This is a genomic window from Ktedonobacter sp. SOSP1-52 (genome assembly GCF_016587395.1).
The window spans coordinates 2240680-2265959 of the sequence record NZ_BNJH01000002.1 but is presented as its reverse complement, the minus strand read 5'-3'; the positions used below and the strand labels follow the sequence as shown (position 1 = coordinate 2265959).

Annotated in this window: 18 protein-coding genes and 1 rRNA gene; 8 read left to right on the top strand and 11 right to left on the bottom strand. The window is 52.6% G+C overall.

The window, feature by feature from the left end; translation table 11 throughout:
- Nucleotides 1-53: 53 nt before the first annotated feature.
- The 3 genes from JMJ16_RS25130 to JMJ16_RS25120 all read left to right on the top strand — a co-directional run bounded on the left by JMJ16_RS25130 (nt 54) and on the right by JMJ16_RS25120 (nt 4952).
- Nucleotides 54-791: an SGNH/GDSL hydrolase family protein gene (locus tag JMJ16_RS25130; RefSeq protein WP_201385945.1), complete on the top strand. Its 738-nt coding sequence runs from the start codon at nt 54-56 to the stop codon at nt 789-791.
- A complete protein-coding gene (locus tag JMJ16_RS25125; protein ID WP_201385944.1) occupies nt 788-4069 on the top strand; it encodes an ABC transporter permease in 3282 nt (1093 codons plus the stop codon). The genes JMJ16_RS25130 and JMJ16_RS25125 overlap by 4 nt, the downstream gene beginning before the upstream one ends.
- 523 nt (nt 4070-4592) lie before the next feature.
- Entirely contained in the window at nt 4593-4952 is a 360-nt protein-coding gene (locus tag JMJ16_RS25120; protein ID WP_201369650.1) for a hypothetical protein, read from the top strand.
- Nucleotides 4953-4970: 18 nt separating this feature from the next.
- Here JMJ16_RS25120 and JMJ16_RS25115 read toward each other — a convergent pair whose 3' ends face one another.
- The 4 genes from JMJ16_RS25115 to JMJ16_RS25100 all read right to left on the bottom strand — a co-directional run bounded on the left by JMJ16_RS25115 (nt 4971) and on the right by JMJ16_RS25100 (nt 9720).
- The gene (locus JMJ16_RS25115; protein WP_201385941.1) at nt 4971-5303 is read right to left on the bottom strand and encodes a hypothetical protein; all 333 of its coding nucleotides are present in this window, start codon (nt 5301-5303) and stop codon (nt 4971-4973) included.
- A gap of 257 nt (nt 5304-5560) precedes the next feature.
- Nucleotides 5561-6046 (bottom strand): hypothetical protein, encoded by a 486-nt coding sequence (locus tag JMJ16_RS25110; RefSeq protein ID WP_201385940.1) that lies wholly within the window; start codon nt 6044-6046, stop codon nt 5561-5563.
- 148 nt (nt 6047-6194) lie between these two features.
- Nucleotides 6195-7829, bottom strand: coding sequence for a zinc-ribbon domain-containing protein (locus tag JMJ16_RS25105; RefSeq protein WP_201385938.1), 1635 nt, complete (start codon nt 7827-7829; stop codon nt 6195-6197).
- Between the two features lie 292 nt (nt 7830-8121).
- Nucleotides 8122-9720, bottom strand: coding sequence for a hypothetical protein (locus tag JMJ16_RS25100; protein ID WP_201385937.1), 1599 nt, complete (start codon nt 9718-9720; stop codon nt 8122-8124).
- A 512-nt stretch (nt 9721-10232) separates the two neighbouring features.
- Here JMJ16_RS25100 and JMJ16_RS25095 point away from each other — a divergent pair.
- Nucleotides 10233-10601 carry a nuclear transport factor 2 family protein gene (locus tag JMJ16_RS25095; protein WP_201385935.1) on the top strand — a complete coding sequence of 123 codons (369 nt, stop codon included), beginning with the start codon at nt 10233-10235 and terminating at the stop codon, nt 10599-10601.
- Between the two features lie 18 nt (nt 10602-10619).
- On the opposite strand, the gene JMJ16_RS25090 is transcribed toward JMJ16_RS25095, so the two are convergent.
- Entirely contained in the window at nt 10620-11801 is a 1182-nt protein-coding gene (locus JMJ16_RS25090) for a hypothetical protein (protein WP_201385933.1), read from the bottom strand.
- A gap of 76 nt (nt 11802-11877) precedes the next feature.
- Complete coding sequence (locus tag JMJ16_RS25085) at nt 11878-13923, bottom strand: WD40 repeat domain-containing serine/threonine protein kinase (protein WP_201385932.1); 2046 nt, start codon at nt 13921-13923, stop codon at nt 11878-11880.
- A gap of 583 nt (nt 13924-14506) precedes the next feature.
- Here JMJ16_RS25085 and JMJ16_RS25080 point away from each other — a divergent pair.
- Entirely contained in the window at nt 14507-15613 is a 1107-nt protein-coding gene (locus tag JMJ16_RS25080) for a hypothetical protein (protein WP_201385930.1), read from the top strand.
- A gap of 80 nt (nt 15614-15693) precedes the next feature.
- Here JMJ16_RS25080 and JMJ16_RS25075 read toward each other — a convergent pair whose 3' ends face one another.
- Both JMJ16_RS25075 and JMJ16_RS25070 read right to left on the bottom strand, forming a co-directional pair.
- Entirely contained in the window at nt 15694-16047 is a 354-nt protein-coding gene (locus JMJ16_RS25075; RefSeq protein WP_201385928.1) for a hypothetical protein, read from the bottom strand.
- Between the two features lie 297 nt (nt 16048-16344).
- On the bottom strand, nt 16345-16890 hold the full coding sequence (locus tag JMJ16_RS25070) for an MBL fold metallo-hydrolase (protein ID WP_236601678.1): 546 nt from the start codon (nt 16888-16890) through the stop codon (nt 16345-16347).
- Between the two features lie 437 nt (nt 16891-17327).
- Here JMJ16_RS25070 and JMJ16_RS25065 point away from each other — a divergent pair, with 437 nt between their 5' ends.
- Entirely contained in the window at nt 17328-17780 is a 453-nt protein-coding gene (locus tag JMJ16_RS25065) for a hypothetical protein (protein ID WP_201385926.1), read from the top strand.
- A gap of 194 nt (nt 17781-17974) precedes the next feature.
- Here JMJ16_RS25065 and JMJ16_RS25060 read toward each other — a convergent pair whose 3' ends face one another.
- Nucleotides 17975-19039 carry a M42 family metallopeptidase gene (locus tag JMJ16_RS25060; RefSeq protein WP_201385924.1) on the bottom strand — a complete coding sequence of 355 codons (1065 nt, stop codon included), beginning with the start codon at nt 19037-19039 and terminating at the stop codon, nt 17975-17977.
- A gap of 156 nt (nt 19040-19195) precedes the next feature.
- Nucleotides 19196-20554, bottom strand: a complete 1359-nt coding sequence (locus JMJ16_RS25055) for an NYN domain-containing protein (RefSeq protein ID WP_201385922.1) — start codon at nt 20552-20554, stop codon at nt 19196-19198.
- A 202-nt stretch (nt 20555-20756) separates the two neighbouring features.
- On the opposite strand from JMJ16_RS25055, the gene JMJ16_RS25050 reads away from it, so the two are divergent.
- Entirely contained in the window at nt 20757-21110 is a 354-nt protein-coding gene (locus JMJ16_RS25050; protein WP_201385918.1) for a helix-turn-helix domain-containing protein, read from the top strand.
- Nucleotides 21111-21201: 91 nt separating this feature from the next.
- Here the strand turns inward: JMJ16_RS25050 and JMJ16_RS25045 are convergent, their stop codons facing one another.
- Entirely contained in the window at nt 21202-21492 is a 291-nt protein-coding gene (locus JMJ16_RS25045) for a hypothetical protein (RefSeq protein WP_201382732.1), read from the bottom strand.
- A 599-nt stretch (nt 21493-22091) separates the two neighbouring features.
- Between JMJ16_RS25045 and JMJ16_RS25040 the strand changes: the two genes are divergently transcribed.
- Nucleotides 22092-25059 (top strand): 23S ribosomal RNA (locus JMJ16_RS25040).
- Nucleotides 25060-25280: the final 221 nt, after the last annotated feature.

Here is a 25280-nt window from a genome sequence, read left to right as displayed (position 1 = left end):
GGATTGGGAATCCTGGCTCTCGACGTATACTGCCTCCAGTATGGGTCAGGGCTTTGTGTATCCTCTGCCTGGCGATGCTATTCCTGGCCGGTTGTTCTTCTCCCTTAACAGGACAGGAACATAATGGTAAGCTGGCAATCCAGGCAGCGCCGCAGGCGCGTATGACCTATGTCGCGATTGGAGCCTCCGATACCTATGGCACTGGCAGCAAAAATCCCCGCACCGAGAGCTGGCCAGCCGTTCTCTCACGCATGCTTGCTCATAATGGAGATGGCAAGATGCAGGAACAGAGCCTGGGACAGAATACTGTCCGTCTGATCAACCTTGGCATTCCAGGTATGCACGCTCATGATGCTCTTGGCGTTGAGCTACCAGTCGCCATCGATGCCCATCCCAACTTGATTACTGTCTGGTTGGCGGTCAATGACCTGGTCGATAATGTGCCTCCCTCTAGCTATGCCCAGGACCTTGAGCACCTGCTGCAAGATTTACAGACTAAGCTCCCGCATGTGCGGATTGTCATCGCAAACGTCCCCGATTTAACCCTTCTTCCTCGTTTCAGTTCGACGGATACCACACAACTTGTGCATTCAGTTGCTAGTTATAATGCTGTTATACAGTCTGTTGTAGATCGTCACCATGTAGTGCTGATTGACCTTTTCCAGGCCTGGCAGGAACTAGCCTCGCATCCAGAGTTTATTAGCGATGATGGTTTTCATCCAAGCGCTGCGGGGTACGCGCGTCTAGCTCAGCTGTTCTACCAGGGCATGAAACAACACAGGATCATATGACAGCTCTGTTTGGTATTCCAATGGATCGCTTTGCGCTGGCTCTGATGATCATCACTGGGGTGATCGTTGTCGTCGTGCTACTTCTGGCGCTGACCAACATGCTCTTCTTTAAGATTGGCGTACGCAATATTCCACGACGACGTTCACAGATGTTCCTGATCATTGGCGCATTGATGCTTTCGACTACCCTCCTCTCCAGCGTGTTAACGACTGGTGATGTCTTAACTTCAACTATGCAGACAGTGGCGGTCTTCAATTGGGGCAACGTAGATGAACTCGTCGAAGGCGGCTCGGGTACTCTGGGCGTGTACTCGGAGCGTATCTACCAGCGCTTACAGACGAGAGCGCAGCAGGAGCCCGATATTACGGCCCTGGGCGCGGCATTACGCATGCAGAATATTCTTATCGCCGATGAAACCTCGCGCCAGGTTCGCTCCAAGGTCACGGCTTTGGGAATCGTTCCCGATAGCGAACTAGGCTTTGGCGGCATGATCGACCAGGCGACCAGACAGCATCGCACAATCCGCGAGCTGGGGAAGAACGAAGTCTACCTCAATATCACTACGGCCCAGTTCCTCAATGCCAGTAGTGGCGACACGCTCTATCTCTATTCCCAGGACTGGCCTGGTAAGCGCTTCCAGGTGCGTGTCGCGGGGATTGTCAGCAACGATGGCCTGGTAGGGGATAACCCCTTTCTCCTGGCGAATGTACAGACCATGCGCGGCTTCCAGGGCTTTGACGAACCCGTGATCAACCAAATTTTCGTGCGCAACCGTAGTGGGACGGAGCCTGATGGCACCTCGCTCTCCGACGTGGTTTCGGTTAAGCTGGAGCAGATGGCCCCGCGTTCAGTGCATGTGATTCAGGTCAAACAGCAGGGGGTGGAGAATACGCAGAAAGCAGAGGATATCTTTTCGCGGATCTTTGCCCTCTTTACCCTTTTTGCCCTGGCTATTGGCCTGCTGCTGATCCTGCTTATCTTTGTGTTGCTCGCGGCAGAACGGCGCAAGGAGATGGGCATGGCGCGCGCTATTGGCGTGCAGAGACGTCACCTGATCTTGATGTTTCTCTTCGAGGGCGCGGTCTATGATCTGCTGGCCTCCTTTGTTGGCCTGCTCTTTGGCGTTGGTGGTGGCGCGGCGCTGATCTGGTTCTTGCGTCCATTGATGGCGCGCTTTAACTTCCCGCTCAAATTTAGTGTCCAGCCGCGTAGCTTTATTATTGCCTATTGCCTGGGAGTCATATTTACCTTCTGCTCGGTTGTTTTTTCCTCCTGGCTGGTGAGCCGCATGAATGTTATCGAGGCCTTGCGAGATTTGCCCGAGGCTGGAAAACAGGTGTCGTTGCGTGAGTCATTGCAGCGCGCCTGGCAGATATTATGCTTGCTAGCACGCCTGCTGGGGCGCTCTGGAGAGGCATCCGTTGGCAGCAAACCCATGTCACGGAGGCGGCAGGCGCGGCGCATGACACTTGAGGTTTTGCCCGAGGCTGTCAGTGGGCTGGCAATACTCCTGGTGGAGATTGGCCTGGTGCCGCTGGTGATTGGTTGGTGGCTATTTCGCTTAGGGCTACAGCAGCAGCAGGTGTTGCCCTTCTCTTGCGGCATATCGCTGCTTGTGGTGGGCGTTGGACTGGGGATGCGCAAACTGGTGACATGGTTGTTAGATATCTTTAACTGGCGAGCGTGGAGGCGCGAGAACTACGCGGCGTCGCGCCGAATTGCTGGCGGTCTCTTTGCCGCGCTGGCGGGCTTGCTGCTCCTGGGATATTGGGCGTTGCCCTTTGATATTCTGGCTATCCTGGGCTTTCGTCGCTTTCAGGGAGGCATTGAGATCTTCTTTGTCGCGGGTATTATGATGGTGCTGGGGGCGACCTGGGCACTAATCGCCAATGCGGGTTTGCTTATCGCGCCGTTGTTGCGCATGTGGACGATTGTTCCACGTCTCTATGCCACGATGCGCCTGGCTGCGGCCTACCCGCTACACCGTCGCTTCCGTATGGGCCTGAGCGTGGTCATGTTTAGCCTGGTTGTGTTCGCCATGACCGTGATGGCCGTGATTACAAACTCCGTGCAGAATAGTTACGCCGATATCGATCAGCAGACGGGCGGGTATGATATTCAAGCGAGCGCCTATTTTAAGGCGTTGCCGGACCTCTCGACATCGCTTGCCGCGCATGGTTTTGCCACCTCTCAATTCTCTGCTATCGGAATGCGGAGCGCGACGGAGGTTGGCGTGATGCAGTTGAGCGCGAATGCTCCCCGCTGGAGCATCTATCCAGCACAGCTTGTCGACGGTGGCTTCTTGCAGGGTTATGGTTTGCATCTCTCCGCGCGTGCGAAGGGATTTGAGAACGATGCAGCCATCTGGGCCGCGCTACAACAGCATCCTGATTATGCCTTGATTGATAGCAGCGCCCTGCCATATCGCTCACCTTTTCCAGTCTATGATCCATCGGTGCCAGCTCCCAGCGAGTACACTGTTCCCGCCACGCCGCCCAATATTGATCCACAGACCGCTTTCTCGCTTAGTGGTGTTGTGCAAGGAGACAGGAGCTTTTCCGCAGTTCCACTCTGGCTGGTCGGTCCAAGCACCAAAGAGGCGATGAAGGTAACAGTTATTGGAGTCGTGGATAACAGCGACGCCTCTCATTTTGGCCTCTATATTCCCCGTTCCGCCGCCAGCGTTCGGGCCTTGACGGGTGCCTCATTTACCAGTGCCCAACCCCAGTTGCAGACCTATTATTTTAAGGTCGCGCCCGGCCAGGATAAGCGGGCACTGGCACTGGCGCTGGGTTCAGCCTACCTCGATTATGGGCTGGAAACAACCGTACTCGAAGATGTAATCTGGCAGCTACGCGGGCCACGAATATTGCTGAGTAATGTCTTGATTGGCGTTGTAGGAGTGACGCTCTTACTGGGGGTGGCCGCGCTGGCCATTACGGGAACGCGTGCCGTTATTGAGCGCCGCCAACAGATTGGTATGTTGCGCGCGCTTGGGTGTAGCAGGAGCATGGTGCGCTGGGCCTTTTTGTTGGAGTCATTCTTAGTGGGTGCCTTTGGCAGCGTTCTGGGCATTGGTTTAGGGATTATCTTATCGCGTAATATCTTTGCCGCTAACTTCTTTGAGCAGTATCAGACCGGGTTGACCTTTACCATTCCCTGGTACTACCTGGCCGCCATTGCCGGGATCGCGCTGTTGGCCTCCTTCCTGGGGGCCTTGCTCCCGGCCTGGCAGGCTGGCCGAATTGCGCCAGCGGAGGCGCTGCGCTATCAGTAAGGAACTGTCTTCAGGCTCCTTCGTAGGCTAGCAGAAGTACTAGTGTTCTAGCTTTCTGTACCTTCTATTTGCGCTATTCAGTCAATAATAATATAGTAATGTCTGAATAGACATTTTGCGATTATTCACGTTTAAAGCTGTCATAGGAAGCGTCTCTTTTTGTACCTTTGTAGAGATACTAGCGATACCAGCTTGTATGAAAGCCAGTGATTGCCAGCGAACTAGGATTATTGGTATGGGACATGTAGGGCATGAAATGGCACGCGTGCAACGTTTCGCTGTGATAAGCGTCTTATTGATTGATAGGCAAGAAATTTCACCCTATAGCGAAAGCTCTCAGAAATGGGAGTGTGTTTTTGTACATTGTTTGTGGGGGAAGCGTGCCTGGTAGCGGGCAAAGCGCCTGGCTACCGGTATACCCAGGATGCAGTAAACGTTGAAATACTGCGTATCCGAAGGGTGATTATGCCCGGCGGGTTCCTACGAAAGCGGAAGCCTTATGCACCTTACTCAAGAGGTCGGTATGGTTGTACAAAGATATGGGCGTTTCCTGTTACATGAGGTGTTGGTGAGCAAGGGAGAGCGTCTGCGCCATACCGCTTTATTGCAAATTACGGTATCTCAGGATTCTGGGAATGATATTGTCATTGCCTACTTGCCGACGCGTTTTGGTTCGCTGGCATCGGTCAAGGAGCGCACCCATATCTGGCTAATGGAGCAGGCATGCCAGATTGAGAAGACGAGGCGCTGGCTCAGGGAGACCTGCGATCCTGAAGTAAAAGCCAAGTTTCAAGCGCTTCTAGATATTTGGGAGCCATGCTATCGTGAAGTATCGCTGGCTCTGGCTGAGTTAGATAACACGACCCTGGCAAGCGATAATTAAAGCGTATAGCTCGCCAGGCTATTGCATAGCCGCCGGTGGCTCTTGCTCTGGATACTGCGTTGATGGCTGCTCGTATTCCCAGGGCGAGAGCCTGTTCTGTGAATAGAGCGTTGCTGAATCCACCGGAGGTGTGTCCAGTCCCTGATAGCCTCGTTCGTAGCGCAATGCTTGTTCATATACCTGCGGTGAGGCTGACATGGGTTTGCTGACATAGATAACCGTAGTCGGTTTGCGTAGATGAAGCCAATCATTTTTCCAGGCTGTGTAGAGAAGGAAGAGAATGCCCGCGATAGCGAGAGCGATAAGCCACTGGTGGAAGATCCAGTAGGCCCCCAGAACCAGATCCACCATGTCCACCAGTTCGTCTGCCTAGAAGAATGTGTTTGACAACTACGCTGTTTGTGCTTCGCCGTAGATCGCATGTTGCCAGGCCTTCCTGAGTATGGCGGGTTATATACCCTGTGGTGCTCTGCTACAAACTCCTTACACATGTATTCTTTCTTCTCTATTGTACCATACGCCATTGCCGGGAAAACGCCGCCGGGGAGATCACTATGCTCGCAATCCATGCCAGCATGAACCCTACACATTATCACCTAAGAGCATGATCAGGTCGCGGTGCGCAGAGTCTTCCATAGAATGAAGCCTGTGCCGAGCAGTAACAGGATGGTCAGGGGCCAGGGCCAGGGCCATGCCATGCCTAGACCCTCGTATGGTAGGAAGGCCAGGCAGGAGGGGATAATGATTAAAGCCAGGAGCAGGAGAATGCTCAACCAGCGTGTCTGTTCTCTCCAGGGGAGGCTGCCGACTGGAGGCGCCAGTTCTGGAAAGAGGGTCAGGTGGGCCGTGGAGGTGAGCAAGAGGGGGACCGCAAGCTGAACCCAGGAGAAAGGAATGGTGAGCGAAAACCAGAGCAGGTGCTCTAGCAGGGCCGTGAAACTCCAACCGCAGAGAAAAATACTGGTATAACAGAGCCAGCGCCCGCGCCTGGAAGGCTTGTGAGCAAGCGGCGCCTGGGGTAAAGAGGAGGAGGAATAATGGTCTTCCTGCTGCGTTACCTGTGGTGGTCTCTGTTCACCCGATCCTGGTCTCATGGCCTGCTCCTTCTTATTATGCCTATCTATACAGTGCGACCTTACCCTCATCATAGCAAATAGAATAATAGAGAGGTATGCTCAAGCCCTGGCAGCCTGAAGGCTGCCAGGGCTTGAGCATACCTCTCCTATGAAACTTTTCTTCTCTCTATGCGACTTTAAGGCCAGTCCAGGAGCCTGTAGCATGTGTTAGCAGTTTATTAGTACCAGGAATATCACAGGTATATGACTGAGAGCCATTATCAAAGGTTCCCTTTGCTGAACTGGGGCTATCGAAGTTCCCAGTCAGGTGCAGGGCCGTGTTGGCATTATCAAGCGCGCATTTAAAGGTTCGCCCCTGTTCCGTAATTTCGAGGCTATCTTGCAAGAGCTTCTCTGTATAGTCGACCTTACCGCTTTTATAGCTACCATCACATTGGGAAGCAATAGTCTCGCGGGTATTTGCCCCACTAGCTGAGGTGTCGGTCGCGGTATGAGGCTGCCCATCGGCGTACTGGGTGCAGATGCTGCCGCCTGCGGGATCGGGGCGGCCTGTCACGATAAGGGTGGCCTTGCTTGTAAAGGGTTTGCCGCTCTCGCTATCCTGGCCGATGAGCAGGACCTCCAGCTTGAAACTCTGATCATCTGAGGGAGAACCTTTGGGGCCTGGAGTATGGGCCTGCCCTTCAGAGACGACATGAATAGGAATACCATCTTTGGTGGTATATCCGCCGGCGTCTTTGGCGGTCAGGGTGTGTTGACCGATGCTCCAGCCCGCATCAATTTTGAGATCGCTAGAGATCTTGCCATCTTTATCACTCAGTACCGGTGACTGGCCTGCGATAGGATTGCCATCCAGGAGAAAGGTAATGTCTGAGCTATTGGAGAATTGTTGCCCCGTCACATGTAAGCTGGTACTTGTTGAGCCTGCGGGGACACTCCCAACCTTATAGCTGCTCGTCACGTTAATGATTGGCTTGGGACGGGTGAGTTGATAGACCGCATAAACTCCTATGCCTCCCAGCAGGAGCACGACGATCAGGAGCCCGATAGTTACCTTGCCCGCGGTTGTGCTCAGCCAGGATTTTTTCTGCTGCGGAGGAGGATAGGCGCCCGCGGGATAGGCACCTGGGAAGGCTGGAGGTGTTCCGGCAGGTGGGAGTGGTGGGTATCCCGGTTGTGAAGGCACGCTCTGCTGCTGTTGAAAGGCACCGGACTGATATGGAGTGGTGGGAGGAGGATACCCACCCGGCTGATAGGGTGTAGCCTGTGGCGCGGGCATGCCCGGTTGCACAGGCGCAGGTGCGGCAGGAGGGTATGCCGCGCCTGGCATAGAAGCGGGTGGCGCGTAGGAACCACCTGGGGCCATTGGTGCACGTGGAGGCATTTGAGGGGGAGCCGCATAGCTCGCAGGTGGCGTAGATGGAGCCGCCGCTTGAGGTCTTTCTGCTTCCACGGGCGCCCCAAAATGCTCACCGCCACCATAGGCCGTTTTAGCCTCCTCTTGTCTGGCCGGTGGCTGGCTTTGGGCCTCTTGTTCCTTGGCGGACTGAAACTCCTGAAACGAGAAATCATTGGCATTATCGCCCGGCTGAGATGCTGCGGAAGTGCTCGCGGCCTGTGGGGGAGTGCCCCGGACCGTCTTAGCATCAGCGAGGGAGCGGTTTTCGTTGAAAGACGGAGTTTTATGAGCCGGAGCCGGAGCCTCTACTGGCTGGGGAGGGGAAACAGGTTGCCCGCAGTTGCCACAGAAACGTGCGCCATCTGAGGGGAGTTCCGCTCCACAAGCTTGGCAATGTAGCATGAATGCATCCTCCAATATACCTGGGATATGCTTTGTGTGTATGTTTAGTAGGTGGTGAATAAACGCGTGCTGGTCCAGTAGAAGGTGTTGGGGCCCTGGACGCTCGTATTGCTAAAGGATAATGTGCAAATATGCTAGGAGTATAGCATATTTATCGGCTTTGCGCACCTTGCTTTTCTCTGCAAACAGGGCATTCCAGTTCTCGCCTCGGAGAAGGGGTGTAGGTGGGAAACGGCTTTGCCGTTTCCCACCTACACCCCTTCCCTCATAGTCTACCCAACTGCTTGCCCAACTAAAAACTGGGGCCACCGTCCCATGTGCCGCTCTCTGCTTGCGTTGTGAGACTAATGTCATATGGTGTGCAGGTCGCGGTCGTTGCTGGAAAAGTATAAGTGCCACTGAAGCGTTGATTGGGCCCGTAGGTGCCTTCTACTTTCAGGCTCTCATAAGGTGTCTTTGTCTTGCAGGTAAAGGTGACACCCTGCGTGACGAAGGTCGTCTCTTCCTGCTTCATGGTTTCAGTGACTTCGAGTTTGCCGCTTTTGTAGGTACCACTACAGGTGGTCGCGTACTTGGTCGTGTACGGTGTACCATCGTCGAGTTTGCCTGTATCAGTGAAGACATGACCATCTGCACCCTCAAAGCAAGCTAATCCCCCCTGAGGATCGGGTTGGCCCGTAACTGTAATGTTGAGATCAGTATTCTTATTTGTTTGCCCGCTGATAGTGAATGATTCATTGTCGGCTGGTGCTCCACCGGGTCCTGGCGTACCTGCCTCGCCCTGTTTGACAATGTTAATCGCGACCCCTTTGGCGGTCGTATAGCCGTCACCATCTTTGGCGGTCAGTGTGTGCTTGCCAGTGACCCATTCTTCTTTGACTGTGAGTACAGCCTCGGCTTTGCCATCCTTGTCACTGATGATTTGTGGTTGCCCTGGAAGAGGGTATCCATCCATCAGGATAGTGATTGGAGAGCTTTTGGTGAAATCGGAGCCTTTGAAGGTGAGACCAACATTGGTTGATCCGGTTGGCAAGGCATTGACATTATAGACACTGTCGATGCTAATAACCGGCTTGGGGCGCGTAATCAAATAGATATAGTAACTCGTTGCGCTGCCACCGATCAGGAGGACCAGGAGAATGGCGGCAATTAAAATTTTGGCGGGCGTACTACTGAACCAGGAGCGTTTGCGCGGAGCTGGCGCGGGAACTGGTGGATAGTAAGGGCCGTACGGCGTGCTTCCCTGTGGGGGGAAGGCTGAGGGCGCACCCTGGGGACCGGAATAAGGTGCCTGCCCTGGTATGGGAGGGTATATATTCTGTGGCGACGAGACAGAAGGCATCGCGGCGGGATCGTAAGGCGCTCCCGGCTGTGGCATGGGTGCCTGTGGTGGATAAACACCGCTTTGTGGTTGATAAACGGGTGCTAGCGGCGCGTGGTCAGATGAAGACGGTACCTCTACAGGTGTCTGTGGCGGGAAGACCCCACTCTGTGGTTGGTAAACGGGTGCTAGCGGCGCGTATTCGGCTGAAGAGGGCACCGCCACGGTTGGCTCATTGGCTGTTATGGCGTTTGCCTCTACGGCGCTGTTGTGAATACCCGATGCAAATTGCTCAGATGCGGATTGTGCATTTGGAACTTCAGGCATATGAACCGCTGGCATGGCATAGTGTGAGACTTCTTTGCCCTGATAATGCTCCCTTGAAAGGGCTGTTGCGGCTTCTTTGGCTGGCGTGAACTCCTGAAAGGAAAAGGCAGGAGCCGAATCTGTGTCTATGGGAGTCGTAGTACTGCTGATAGAAGCGGGTGGTGTCTGGGATTTGCCACAATTGTCGCAGTATTGAGCGTGCTCTGAGGAGAGGGCAGAGCCGCAGGCATAGCAGTAGCGCATACTATTTTTCCCTCAATCCAGCCGATGAGAACGGCTGGATGTTTTGCTTCACTCATAACTGGTGCATTAGCGGAGTCAGGGAGAGATATTAGGAAGCTTTCTCTCATTTAAGGAGAGAAGGTATTACATATTCTCTGCGCCCATCTGGGAGATGCAAGGTGCTGTGAGTGAAGAAAAAAATAATAATAATATAGAATCAAAAGAGAAAAAATATTTACACTCATAAAGATGAGATATATTGAAGTATAGCATAGAAATATATAGTTTGTATACATATTTATGGTTACTATAAAGTAACGGCGGAAGGGGAGGCTTTTTCTATAAAAAACAGGAATTTGCCAGCAGCTGGCAGGTTTGAGCAAATATTGTTTAGAAAAGAGAGAAACTATCTCGATTTAACGCTGCCAATGGACATAATTGGTGGTAAAAGTTGCGTGCATCGGCAAAATGTAATAGCATAGGAGGATGGTATTATTTTATTCAATTGAGGTTTTATTATGAAGCAACAAGGTATGATTGTAGATTTAGATTTAGATTTAGAGACGATGACGGCGCAGGATGTCGTTGATCGCCAGTTACAGGCGTATAATGCCCATGACCTGGAGGCTTTCCTGACATGTTACAGTCCTACTGTAACGGTAGCTTTGCATCCCGGTGGACAGATACTTGACGAGGGCCTGGAGGCGTTGCGTCTCTCCTATGCCAAGCTCTTTACCGAGTGTCCACATTTGCATGCACATATAACCAGGCGTATTACCTCGGAGAATATCATCATTGATGAGGAGGAGGTTGAAGGCCTGGTGGATGGCCCCTCTGTCCGCTCCATTGTCATGTATGAGGTCGCAGGCGGTCTGATTACGAGAACCTGGTTTGTCGAGTAGTTGTCGTGTGAACGCAGGCTAGCCAAGCAATGCTTTAAACATGACTGCTCCTTGGATAGCGTTACCTTTTTGCACAAAGAGGGCGAGGATGCCATCTTCGCTCCCTTTATTGAAGGTAGGGGTATAGCTAACGGTGGCGTGAAAGGTTGTGGCACCATTTCCAGCGCTCGTGGTGCTGACACTCCCAATTTCGTTGTACAGGTGATCGAAGACCTTTACCTGGCCGCTGACGCCGGTTGGACCCTTGCCTGTGAGCGTAAAGTTGCGTGCGAGGTGATCCAGGGGCGTGGGTTGAGTTATGAGTAGGGCATCGCTGTCGACCTGGGTTACGAGCCAGATGCCATCAGATCGGCCCTCCAGGCGGCTCAAGGTGACAGTAATCGTACCGCCATCCTGTCCCGCGTTCTTCAGGCTGATCGTGGCATCTACCCCTTGTTGCTTCAGGATGCGGGCCTGGCTTGCTCCCGACCAGTTTAACAGGTTGCTGGCCATGTGTTGCGCAACCTGGCGCGGATCCAGCTTCCACTGCTCATGGCTTTTACTCACCTGCTGTTGATCAGTTTCTGCCTGGTAGCGTGTCAGGTCAGGATAGAAGCCACGAAATGCGATGGGCAACATGCCATTCGCGCCCGGCGCCCATTTGAACTCGCGATACAGGTCCCGCTGGACCGAATCCGAAGACTGGCCCTTATTGATGCTGGAGTTCCAGTCTACCTCGCGGGTAATAACGGTATTATAGCCACTGATGCGGGCGTCGCCCTGGTAGAGGTCTTTGAGTTCCAGAATCTTTGTGGGGGCCGGACCTGTGATCTGGTCATACACATAAATATCTTTGACGCCCCCACTTGCGCCGTTATAGTCGACCTCGACCAGGGCTTGCAGCGTATCGTTCCCCTCCAGGTGTCCGCACGAGACCTTCGCTATACTGTTCTGTTCACGTTGGATGCCAACGACGGCGCTCCAGTAATCTGTTGAGGCAGCGGTTGTGGGGCAAGGCTGTGCGCCCAGGGCGATCGTTTTTGTAGTTGCTGGCACATTGCGTTTAACTATGTGTTGTGTCTCCGTCGTGGTTGTAGCTGCCTGGGCGCTTCCACAACTGGCAAGGAGCAGGAGGAGAAACAGGCTGAGCGCGAATCCGGTGAAGGGCTGTCTATGTGAGTTAGTATGTCTACGCCGATTCTCTCTGACCTCTCTATACATGATTCCTCCGCTGCCTTGTTCGCGCTCTACTATATTCTCTCTATGCTAAACGGCTTGCCCTCGTAATTCGTTGCGTTTACTCTATGGCGCGCCAGATCTTCACCTGTTTATCATCGCCACCGGACGCGATTGTGGTTCCGCTTGTGGGCGACCAGGCCAGGCCATATGTGGTTGTCTGCAAAATATTGGTATAGAGCCTATCGCCCTCGAAGGGCGGCCAGATCTGGATCGTGCGATCATCGCCTCCCGAGGCGATGGCGGTCTCCGTCGATGACCAGGCTATGGCATAGACATTGCCTCTATGTCCAGTATAGACTCTGGCTTTTTCACCGCTGGCAATGCTCCAGACATGTACCTGGCTATCTTTGCCGCCGGACGCCAGGTAATTTCCATGAGGGGACCAGCTCAGGGCAAGCACTGAGTCGCTATGCTGGTAGTTGATGACTGTCTGCTTGCTTGCCACTTCCCAGATGACAACGCTGTTCTCATACAGAGCAGAGGAGGCAATTTGTGCGCCTTGAGGCGACCATGCCAGGGTGGAGATACCATGCGTATGTCCCTCATAACGTTCGAGGAGGTTGCCACTGATTGGTTCCCAGAGCTGGATGGTGGTATCTGCACTGCCCGAGGCCAGTGTCTGCCCATCGGGCGACCACGAGAGCGCGCTGACGGCTTCACTATGCCCGGTATACTTCTGTGTAAGTTTACCATTCAAGGGATTCCAGACATGAATGGTACTGTCGTCGCTGGCGGAGGCCAGGAAGCGTTCATCAGGCGACCAGACGACCGCGTTTACTCTCCGTGTATGTTGGTGGTAGCTTGTGATGCGCTTGCCCGTCTGTGCCTCCCAGACATTGACTGTGCCATTGGCGCAGCCGGAGGCGAGATAGGTCCCTTTGGGGGACCAGCTTAGGTCCAGCGCAGTCGCGTCCAGCGCGAATGTGCGCAAAACGTATCCAGGAGTATTGGTAGGCGTCTTCGATTGGGCTGGGGGAGGCGTGGTTTGCTGGCTAAAGAAGAAAATACTGCCCGCGCTCGCGACAAAGGCGGCGCCCGCCAGGCCGAGCAGCACATTGCGCCGGGTGAGATTGGCTAACTGGGCTTTTGTGTTCTGTGCCACACGCTTTTTGATGTGCTCAAAGTCTTTGGTTGAGCGTGCCAGGTCAGAGAGAGGCTGTTTGGACTGTGGCAGACTCAGTCTCTGGGTCTCATGGGACGCGACCTCTTCCTGGTGTTGGCGATTGATAAGAGAGGTATGATGGACGCTTGCGGGCGTCGTTATATTCAGACCGGCGGCCTCTCCAAAGGCGCGCGCGAACTCCTGCACCGTCGCGTAGCGTTGGTTGGGATCTTTCGCGAGTCCCTTCATAATGACCTCTTCCACGGCCGTGCTAATCATAGGATTGCGTGCCCTTGGAGAGGGGGGAATGACATTAAGGTGCTGGAGGAGGAGCGAACCAGGGTTTCCACGGTAGGGGCGCTCGCCACATAGCCATTCATAGACGGTGAGCGCGAGTGAGTACTGGTCACTGGCGTAGGTTGGTTTCTCCATCCATTGTTCAGGTGCCATATAGAAATAGGTACCTGCCAATCCGGGCATACTCAACTGGCTGATCTCGGCGTTATGGTGGCTGATAAAGGCAATGCCAAAATCACTGAGGATCAGCTCACCTCGGCGATTGAGTAAGATATTCTCTGGTTTGACGTCGCGATGGACAATACCCTGGCTATGGGCATAGTCGAGGGCATCGGCAATCTTTTCCAGATAGGAGTAAATCAGGGTTGGTTTAAGGATACTGCCCTCTGGATGGCGTCTGCGTAACGTACCATAGGGCAGAAACTCCATAATGAGATAGGGTGTTCTTTCATCTACGCCGAAACGTTGGACCTTGACGATATGTGGATGGCGCAGGCTGGTAACAATACGGCTTTCTTTATAGAATTTACGAATTTGAGCTTCATCAAGTTGTCCAGGTAGTGTGTGAAGCAGTTTAATTGCGACGAGTTCCTGGGTCTGTATATGTTCTCCACGGTAGACCTGGGCGAAGCCTCCCTCGCCCATTAACCGTGTGAGCCGGTAATCGCCTATACGCTGGCCTACACGAGAGTTGCCTTCAGCCATAATAAAATACGTCTTTCCTCTTCTGCATGTTTTGCGGGAGCCCTCTCCCTCCTCTGCTCGCGTTATCTACACCCATCCACTTCCCACTGCATGCGATCTGGCGGCGTTATCTGGTGAATTGGTTATTGCTATCTTTACGTGCGCCCATATGTAAGTACGTTTACGATTATAATAGGCTCTACCTTCTATGTAAAGAGCATAACCTGCCGCTCCTACGTCTCTAGTAAGTAGCCTCGCCCACTTTGGTATTTATGCAGATATTCCCTTTATATAGATCGAGTATATCGAGTATATCGAGTATATCGAGTAGATCGAGGAGGTCGCCTGAGTCTCTAGAAATGAAGTTCTCCAACGTTTACCACATATGAAGAGGGTTTTTTGTGAGCTAGTTTATAGCATAGCGTGCGGTTATACCTTACTATTGGAAGAGAAATCCCATGGTGACTGGACTTTTGTTTTATAATAGGTAATTGATTGAATAGATCTATTCGCAAGATTGTATTGTGACCTTTTTTCATATTTCTGTTTTTATCAAGCTATTTTCATCGCTTGTCGTTCAACTTTCAAAAGGAGAATCCGGTTTATGGCTTACGATCCCAACGCACCAGGTAACAACCCGGGTGGAACGCCACCTCCCAATACACCGTATGGCCCTACAAATTATGGTGCGCCGCCACCGCCACCTCCGGGACCGTCTGATCCCTATCAATCGCAACAGCCCTACAATCCATACGCGCCTTCGACGCCATCCTATCCCCCTGTCCCAAATCCGAACAGTTCGCCCGCGTATCCTTCGCAGCCTGGGATAAGTGGTGCGGGCTATAATGATCCTACCTATGTTTCGCCGTCAGCCCAGGGATACCAGGCGCCTCCGGTGCAGCCAGGACCGAGCTATCCTGGTTACCCTCCCGTGAATCAAGGCTATCCACAACAAGGCTTTGTACCACCACCACAAAAGAAATCATCGGGCGGGAAAATCGCCCTGATCATACTGGCGGTCGTTGTTGTGCTGGCTGGTATTGGTATCTTTAGCGCATCGGCGTACAATACATCTCAGAGCAATGCGCATGCCACGGCCACGGCCGATGCGCAAGCTGCCAAAGCCACAGCGAATGTCCAGGCGACTGCGACCTATATGGCGTCGCACTTCCCTTTTAGTAGCAAGCTGATACTCAATGATTCGTTGAGCGGTAACAATCCTGCGCATGGTTGGATGTCTGATAAATATTGCTCGTTCAGCAATAATATGTATCATGCTTCAGAAACGAAGTCCAGTACATTTGTGACTTGTTCTGCTAAGAGCACTGACTATACTGACTTTTCCTTTGAAGCAACGATGCAGAACTTCATTGGTAATGCAGGCGGACTCGTTTTCCGTGGGGACGAAGATCAGCAGAACTACTACCTTTTCCTGGTCTTCTATGATGGCTCATTTGGCTTCTATAGCTATAGTACGTCATCCCATACGAAAAAAATTATTACCGGCGACGTGGATAACTTTAGCATAAGTAAGCCCATTCGCCTGGGGGTAACGGCACAGGGGAACTCATTTAAGTTCTTCGCCGATGGTCAGAAGATTGGGCAGGCTACGGATAGCACCTACTCTCATGGCCAGGTGGGAGTTGCGGTTGACAACGATGCCTTAATTACTGAGGCCAACTTTAGCAACGCCAAGGTGTGGCAAATCTAGGACACATCAATAAAAAAAGAGAGCTAAGAGCAGTTTTCGCTCTTAGCTCTCTTTTTTTATTTGCTCCATCATATGGCTGATCAGGATCGATGCCAGTTAATAGCCACATTGATAATGATGATGGCGAATGAGACGATACCAAAACCGATCAGCCTGGCTATGATGGAGATAGCGTTGGTGGCATCTCCGATGCTCAGAAAAATGGCACTGATAGGCACAAACATGACGACCGAGACAATGCCCAGGGCCAGGCGTTGTCCCGGGGAGATACCTCTGTTGCTAAAGTTGACCTGTCCAATCTTTTGTGCGCTCATATCGTAGCTGGGCGGTTGATAAGTCTGGCTGCTTTGCGGCTCGCTGGCTGGCTGATCTGTATAGGCGTTAGCCTGGTAGCCGCGATATTCATCATCTTGTGGATACATCTGTTGAGGCATTCTGCGCTTTTCCTTTCGCGTCGAGCATAGGATGATGCATACTTTTGAATACTATAGAGTCCTGGCTACCAGTCTTTACGTATGGGCTTGAGAAAAGTTTAGGTTTTGCAGGCTAGGCCTTACTCATTGAGGTGCGAAGCGCCTCTTTCTCGACTTCTTGCGCCAGGCTCACAATCGCGCCATCCATCGCACGCAGTGGTTTCTCCAGGACTGGTCCGTGACCAGTTGCCAGGCGTGAGGGTTCCTGGAAGCGCAGCTTGCGTGCGCTCTCCAGCGCCGAGAGCTTATGCCAGGTTGCTAGAGCGGGTAGGGGAAGAGCAGGCGCATGGTTCCCGCGACCGCTATTCCACCCAGGGTTTGAAAGGCATCGCCTACGATTAATGTCTGATCGCGTTCGTCGAGAAACGAGGCGTGCCCTGGTGTATGACCTGGGGTCGCGAGCACACGCAGCGAGCCAACATGCTCGCCCTCGTGCAGAAGCTGCGTAGGCTTTGTCGTGACGATTGGATAGCCTCCCTTGAGAGGGACCTGGGCTTCACGTGGCTCCAGTTCTTTGTTGCCAGCCAGCAAACGTGCCTCACGCTCAAGCAGCATAACCTTTGCCCGGGGAAGAGCCGCATGAAGCTCATCAAGCGAACCGACGTGATCTCCATGGGCGTGCGTGAGTAGGATACGCGTAATATCCCTACCCAACTGGCGTGCCGCGCCAATGATCTGCAGCCCCGAGCCAGCATTCATGGTGTCGATGAGAGTGAGGCCATCCTCTTCGAGAACAAAATAGCAGTTAAAGATACCCAGCTTGGTCAGCTGTACCAGGTATTTTCCATGTGCTTTGATTTTCATTGAATTATTGCTCTATTTCTAGCGATGTGCCTTGATCGCTGATGCGATAAAATAAACTCTTCTATATATGCACACACGTTTACTCTAAGTGACCTCCCTGGTTTTGTCAAGGAAAGTAGGCAAAATTTGCCTTGACAGGGTGTCCTTCTCTTGCTATGCTTTACCTGGACAGGGAAAATATAGCAGTTCGTAATATCCCCTCTGCTTGAGCATAACCCTGAGAGTGCGTTCTTCGTAGAAGAGAGTAGTATACTTCTGATCCGAAAACCCTGAGCGCGCGGCCGCTGTGCCCCCGAATGGGGGTGCCACCTTTAGGTGGTCCCCGAATGGGGTTGGGTTTCGGAATAAGATCTTAGGAGAAACGTATAGAAGAAGAGTAGCTAGACGATCAGGTAGTGGCTGTCGCCTTTGCTGCTTGTTCCACTGGAGAATAGAGTATGTGGTATAACAACAATTACAGGCGACCTCCCCGTATGCGTAGGCGCTTCTTCTTTCCTTTTGTCATTCCTTTTATCTTTTTAGTATCGATGCACTCTTTTAATGTTTTCTTCTTAACGTTGCTGGTCATGGTGGTTGTGGCCCTCATCGCTACGGTCGTCACTCAAAACGCGAATGCAGGTCGTAACTCTTACCATCCACCTATGCAGAATCAAGTGCCGCCAAATCCACAGGATTACCAGAATCCATATTATCAGCCCTATCAGAATCCGGACCAGGCGACCTCTTATTATCAGCCATATCGCCAGGGGTATCAAGCGCAGCAACCACAGGCAGCCAGCGCAGATTCCGTTCAGGATGCAGCCGCAGACCAGTACCAGCGCCCTACTGCTGAGCAGTATGAGCAGCCGCTTGCTGACTATCCCGAGCCCATGCCGCCTATGCAACAGTAAGCGTCAATGGCCTATGCATGTACTACCTATCCGAAAACCCTGAGCGTTTATCCCCGAATGGGGCGAAGCGCTAGTCACGCAAGTGACGTTGGGTTTCGGAATAAGATCGTAGTGAAAGACAAAAAGCACGCCTCCTCTCTTTCAAATGAGAGAAGTCGTGCTTTTTGTCTGACCGAGACCAGGTCACAAGTAGATTAAGGGATCAGATTGGTATCTGCATCGAGGGCCAGGACGAAGCGCGCGATAAGCTCTGCGACGTCGTCAACATCTTTGAGCGAAACCATCTCTGAGCCGGTGTGCAGGTAACGGCAAGGGATGCTGAGCAGACCTGTCGCGATGGGGCCGCGTGCGACCTGGATCGCATCCGTATCTGTGCCGGTACCGGCGGCCGAGGCCTCAACCTGGTAGCTGATGCCTGCCTCTTCTGCGGCTTTGACAAGGCGCTCATAGACGGGAAGATTAATATGTGCGCCAATAGTCAGGATGGGACCAGCATTCATCTTCAGATCGCCCATACGATTTTTTGGAGCGCCGGGAATATCTGAGGTTGGGGCCACATCGACCGCGATGGCGATCTGTGGGTTGACGCTATAGGCACTGGTACGCGCGCCGCGCAGGCCGATCTCTTCCTGTACAGCCGAGACAAAGAATACGCCTGCCTTCAACTGCTCGCGTTTGGCATGGATACGACGCATCGCCTCTACCACTGCGAAGACGCCGGACTTATCGTCGAGCGCCCGCGAGATGATGATGTCCTTATGCAACGTCTCCAGTTCCGCGGCACGTGTGCCAACAGCGCCAACTTTCACGCGTTCAAGCGCCTCTTCCTTACTGGAAGCACCGATATCGATCCAGAGGTCCCAGAGCTTAGGAGCCTTCTCGCGCTCCTCAGCCGAGAGGCTGTGAACGGGTTTGCGACCAACAACACCAGAGACTATACCCTTGGGCGTGTGGATGTTGACGCGGTTCCCTGGTAGGGTAGAGGCGTCAAACCCGCCAATGGGGGCGAAATAGAGATAGCCTTGCTCATCGATGTGGCGGATGAGGAAGCCGAGTTCGTCGCAGTGGGCTTCTAGCATGACGCGTGGCTCAGCCGAGGCATTGAGGGCCGCGATCACATTGCCATGTACATCTGTATGTACTTCATCGGTATACTGCTGTATCTCCTCGCGTACGACCTGCTGAGCTGGGCGCTCAAAGCCGGAAGGGCTGGGGCTAGCGACCAGGCGGCGGAGAAATGCAACACGTGACTCGTCCATAAAACCTCCAAAGTTGTGTCTTGAAAAGAAATAAACAAGAACGAGCGACCCTGAGTTGGCTTCTGTAGCTCTGAGGTACTCTTTTCTGCCAGAGCCAGGGAAGTCAAACCTCCAGGGTCGCTTAGAGATGTGTAAAAATGTTTGTTCTGTCAGTAGTTAGCGAACGAACTGTTTTAAAACTTCGTCTACACCTGGATGTGAGCGATTCAGGCGCAGGTCCTCGGCTCCAGTGGGATCAGTCTGTACCAGAAGAATATTTTGCTGAATACATGTATTGAGCAGTTCGCGTGCTGACTCGCGTGTTAAGCGGCCACGGAAACGATTCTTTGGGTTGACTGGATCACCAATGAAGTTAGAGACGCCAATAATTGTACGCCATGACCAGTTGCGGTCGATATAATCGAGGAACTGGATGAACAAAGGATCAAGCACATCCATAGTGGGAGCGCCATAGGGTGCCTGAGGATACTGGGCGTTTCCAGGATAGTTTACGGCGGGCATAGATCCTGTATTACCGCTTGAATATGGAGCACTGGGAATGGGTAACGAGCCAGTATTACCTGACACGCCATTGGATGTGAGCCCCCCTGGCACCAGGGGAACAAACTGGTTTGCGCTGCTTATTAGATCTCGGCTGACGGTTCCTGGAATACCGACAACAATAACATTTTTGTTCAAACGTAGCTTTAGACGAGCACTGATACGCGTGAAATCTTTATCGCCTGTCATTAAAACAAAGGTTGAAATGGTAGGTCGATCAAAGACGGTCTCAATAATATCCATCAGCATGTTCAGATCGACGGTGCTTTGTACCACAGTACTTTGCACAATCGTGCTGTTTCCGGAGTTCACGGCGGGCATATGACCGGTGTTTCCGGTATGAATAGTGGAATATCCTAAGGGACCTGTGTTGCTTGGGGCCAGAGACGTCCCAGTTGGTTGAGGTGTCTGATCATATGGGCGTTGTTGATAGGATGAGGAGCGGAACGCCTCGCGATTCTGATAATCCGTTGAATAATCATCATCGGGGATGCGTTCTTCGTCGAAATTCTCCTCCTCCATCTCATCTCTGGCTGGAGAAAGCGCATCGTCTGTCTCGTCTGACCATCCCTGGTTTAGCCCTTGTTGTGGCTGAATGGCTGGAAGCGAACCTGAACTGGCTGACATTCCACTAGGCCATGGGCGCGGGAAAGAGCCTGTATTCTGTTCTGCGACATAGCTCTGCGCACCAAGGGGGCCGGTTGGAGTATTGGAGGCATAGTGGATTGTCCCCATGCGTATGCGGTCACGTTGTTTGGCTGGGCAATCAACACGATCAATCATTGCAGCCGTCAAGCTACCTTTGAAGGGCTCGGGTTGACGTGACCAATCCGCATAAGCGCGAGCAACCATTACTGTTCCATAGCGACGAGCCACCGCGATCAACTCTTGTGGATCGGGTTCTCGTCGTTGAATATTTAGCATACTGTAACGTATGTTCTCAAAGTCAATGAATAAAGCAATATCTTCGGGCACAACCTTCTCCTCTCGTTGGGAGAAACCGCGCAGGCCAAGATTTATGATTGTTCAGGTGCTCGGATAACCTTACAGTAACCCTAATACTATGAGCATATCATACTTTATTAGTAAAGTCGAGAGGCCTACGCTTTACTTAGCGTACCATCCTATGGTATATTTCTTAAGTTAAGAAAGGACTGTTTACAAAGAGTATAAAGTCATGGAGCTAACAAAAACCCACCTTGATGATGCCGTTTGCCCGGTGGCCCGTACCGCTGCGATTATTAGCGGTAAATGGACCTTGCTGATCATACGCGATCTGGCCTCTGGCCTGAAGCGTTTTCATCAACTGGAGCGATCCCTTTGTGGCATTAGCCCCAAAACGCTTTCTGAACGGCTGCGCTCGTTAGAAGAGGAGGGGATTGTCATACGACAAACCTATGCCGAAGTTCCCCCTCGTGTGGAATACTCTCTAACTGAGAAAGGGCAGGATCTTGTTTCCGTTATTGATTGTATGCGCAGTTACGGAAAACGCTGGTTGTGCCAGGATAAACCTGCCTCTGAAAGAGGATAATACACTTTCCACCCGTTTCCCTGCTTAAAATGAGAGAGGAACCGAGAACGCCCCGGTTCCTTGATGCAAATGCCATACCTAATGAGTAGCGTTATAGAACGGACCCTACCAATTCTCGATCATACTGCGCCAGGAAGCGATGGAGCACACCATCATCAGCTGGGGTGTTTGCCGCAGCTGGCTGTCCTGCTTGCGCTTTTAGTAGTTCATACAAACTCGCGATATCATAATGCATTTGTACTAGAAGCTGGCCGTCGCTATTAAATCCTTCTACAACAAGGCCATCCTCTTCTTCATGGATTGCGATGCTCTTCGCGCCGATCTGATCCAGAACCTGACCGACAGCATGCAAAATGTTCGCATAACTGATTGTGGCCGGCATTGAAACCTCCCTAAATAGTCGGAGACTGTTTCGTGAAAGTCTGTAGACTGCTTTGTCGAACCGCAAAGCACCGTTGCTTTTCGCTTGGTGATTTGACAGTATTCCTACTCGATACCACACTCCGAATATTTTATCATTACGTACATGGCACGTCAAGTTCACCGTTTTATGGGTTTATGTAAAAAGACAACGATAAATGCATTTATTTCTATCTTTATTGTCCTTCCCCTTGTAGAGCCTGCTGATGCTGGATAGTTTGCTGAAGTACCTTAGCATAAGTTAGGGCTGAGGATGGAGATCTGCCTCTAGATCCCTCGGAAGGGGCAATTTTTCCAGCTTGCAAAAAATTGCCGCGAAAAAGTGTTGACAAGTTTCCGTGGATGTGGCATATTATGCAGGCACCGCGCGAAGCGAGGTGAAAACAAGATTGTACACTTAACAACTAAAGAATACATAGTTACTTCAATTTTGCTGAGCGAGCACGTTGGCACGCAAGTGTTCAACCGTGACGTGAGTCATATCGAGCTCGTGACAGTGAAGAAAGAAGACCGAGATCCCATACAACAAGGGTAACTAACAAGCAAGAAGCAGACAAGGCAGAACAAGCGAAACAGAGTACGAGGTGGATGCCTTGGCGCTGAAGACCGATGAAGGACGCGGAGACCGGCGAAACATTCAGGGGGAGCTGCATCCAAGCGATGAGCCCTGAGAATCCGAATGGGGCAACCCCTCCAGAGTCATGTCTGGAGACCTATCGCTGAACACATAGGCGATATGGAGGATCGTGGGTGAACTGAAACATCTCAGTAGCCTGCGGAAGAGAAATCAACCGAGATTCCCGTAGTAGTGGCGAGCGAACCGGGACGAGCCCAAACCATCTATTCCTTGTGAATAGGCGGGGTTGTAGGACTTCTATCAGCAGACATTTTCTTACTCGAAGGCATTGGAACGTGCCACCAGAGGGGGTGAGAGTCCCGTAGAGGACGAGAGAATGGCTGTGAGAAGTATCCTGAGTACCACGAGACACGTGCAATCTTGTGGGAAGCTGGGGGGACCACCCTCCAAGGCTAAAGAACTTCAGCGACCGATAGCGAACAAGTACCGTGAGGGAAAGGTGAAAAGTACCCCGAGAGGGGGATGAAAGAGTCCCTGAAACCACGTACTCACAAGCAGTCAGAGGCCACTGTCTCATGAGAGACTAAGGGCTGATGGCGTGCCTTTTGTAGAATGATCCGGCGAGTGCATCGCACGTTGCAGGTTAACCAGCGCTAAAGCTGGGGAGCCAGAGGGCAACCGAGTCTCAAACAGGCGTGTATGTAGCGGCGATGCGACCCGAAACCGTGTGAGCTACCCATGAGCAGAGTGAAGCGGATGTAACAGTCCGTCGAGGCTCGAACCCACCAGTGTTGCAAAACTGGGGGATGACTTGTGGGTAGGGGTGAAATGCTAATCGAACACGGAGATAGCTGGTTCTCCCCGAAATGTATTGAGGTACAGCCACCTGACACGACTATCCTGGAGGTAGAGCACTAGATAGGCTAGGGGCCCTGTGCGGGTTACCAACCCTACTTAAACTCCGAATGCCAGGACAGGATCCAGGTGAGTGAGACGGCGGGGGCTAAGCTTCGTCGTCAAAAGGGAAACAGCCCAGACCATCGGCTAAGGTCTCCAAATCGATGCTCAGTGTCAAAGGGGGTCAATGCGCCCAAACAGCCAGGATGTTGGCTTAGAAGCAGCCACCATTTAAAGAGTGCGTAATAGCTCACTGGTCGAGTGCAATGGCACCGACAACGTATCGAGGCTTAAGCATCGTACCGAAGCCGTGGAATATAGGACTACCTATATTGGTAGGGGAGCGTTCTCGACGCCTGAGAAGCCAGACCGCAAGGACTGGTGGAGGTAAGAGAAGTGAGAATGCCGGAATGAGTAGCGCAATGTCTGCGAGAACCAGACACACCGAATGCCTGAGGGTTCCTGGGCAACGTCAATCGTCCCAGGGTGAGTCGGGCCCTAAGCCGAGGGCGTCATGCCGTAGGCGATGGAAAGCAGGTCAGAGAATCCTGCACCGGAACGTTTCGTTATGAGCAATGGGGGGACGCGGTAGGGAAGGTGAGCCGATCGAATGGACAGGATCGGTGCCTCTGTTGAAGCGCGTGACCGAGGAAAATCCCGGACACAGATGCGTAACACGGAGGCCGAGCGCCCGCGAGGGTGCGGAAGTCATTGGTCCCCAGGCCGTCAAGAAAAGCCTCTCGCCAGAAATTGTTCCGCCCGTACCGCAAACCGACACTGGTAGGCAGGGGGAAATCTCCCCAGGTGATCGAGCGACCCTCTGTTAAGGAACTCGGCAAATTAACCCCGTACCTTTGGAAGAAGGGGTGCCTGCGTAGCTGTCGCTCTTCGGAGCGGTGGTGAGAAGGTTGCAAGAAATCGGCTCAAGCGACTGTTTACCAAAAACACAGGTCTCTGCGAACGCGAAAGCGGAAGTATAGGGGCTGACTCCTGCCCAGTGCCGGAAGGTTACGAGGAGTGGTGTGCGTAGCCACGAATCTAAGCCCCGGTGAACGGCGGCCGTAACTATAACGGTCCTAAGGTAGCGAAATTCCTTGTCGGGTAAGTTCCGACCCGCACGAAAGGAGTAACGACTTGAGCGCTGTCTCGACAGAGGACTCGGCGAAATTGAAGTACCCGTGAAGATACGGGTTACCCACGACAGGACAAAAAGACCCCGTGGAGCTTTACTACAGTTTGGCCTGGAAACGAAGTATGGTGTGCGTAGCATAGGTGGGAGCCGGAGAGAGCAGGCTTGTGGGCTTGCAGGAGGCAGCAGTGAAATACCACTCTCACCATGGTTTGTGTCTCACACGTCACCGTGATCCGGGACGTGAACAGGGCCAGATGGGTAGTTTGACTGGGGCGGTCGCCTCCCAAAGAGTAACGGAGGCGCCCAAAGGTTCCCTCAGGGTGGATGGACATCACCCTCTGTAGAGTGTAAAGGCACAAGGGAGCTTGACTGTGAGGCTGACACGCCGAGCAGGGACGAAAGTCGGGCTTAGTGATCCCACATTCCCGTGTGGAAGGAGTGTGGCTCAACGGATAAAAGCTACCCCGGGGATAACAGGCTTATCTTGCCCAAGAGTTCACATCGACGGCAAGGTTTGGCACCTCGATGTCGGCTCGTCGCATCCTGGGGCTGGAGTAGGTCCCAAGGGTTGGGCTGTTCGCCCATGAAAGCGGCACGCGAGCTGGGTTCAGAACGTCGCGAGACAGTTCGGTCTCTATCCGTCGTGGGCGTCGGAAAAGTGAGGGGAGTCATCTTCAGTACGAGAGGACCGAGATGGCTTGACCGCTAGTGCGCCAGTTGGGGGGCCTCCTCCAGAGCTGGGTAGCTACGTCAAGAAGGGATAAGCGCTGAAAGCATCTAAGCGCGAAGCCGACCCGAAGATAACTTTTCCCACTCTCTAGAAGAGTCAAGATCCCAGGAAGAAGACCTGGTGGATAGGCTGCGCGTGGACGCCTGGTAACAGGTGGAGCGGAGCAGTACTAATGATCGTACGGCTTGTTTCCCATTCTGTTTCTTCGCGAATGTGGTGAGTCCTTGTGGTGTGAGTGAGAGCGGTCTGAGATCGGATCTGAGCACGAGTGAGAGGACATCGCGGCATGGGGAGCAGGAGCAGGCCAGCGTGGCTCAGCAAAATTGAGGTAACTATGAATTCTTTAGTGTGATGTGTACAGACAAATAGCCGTCGTTATGCGATAAAACGTGTGACCTCGGTCTTTTTGTTTTT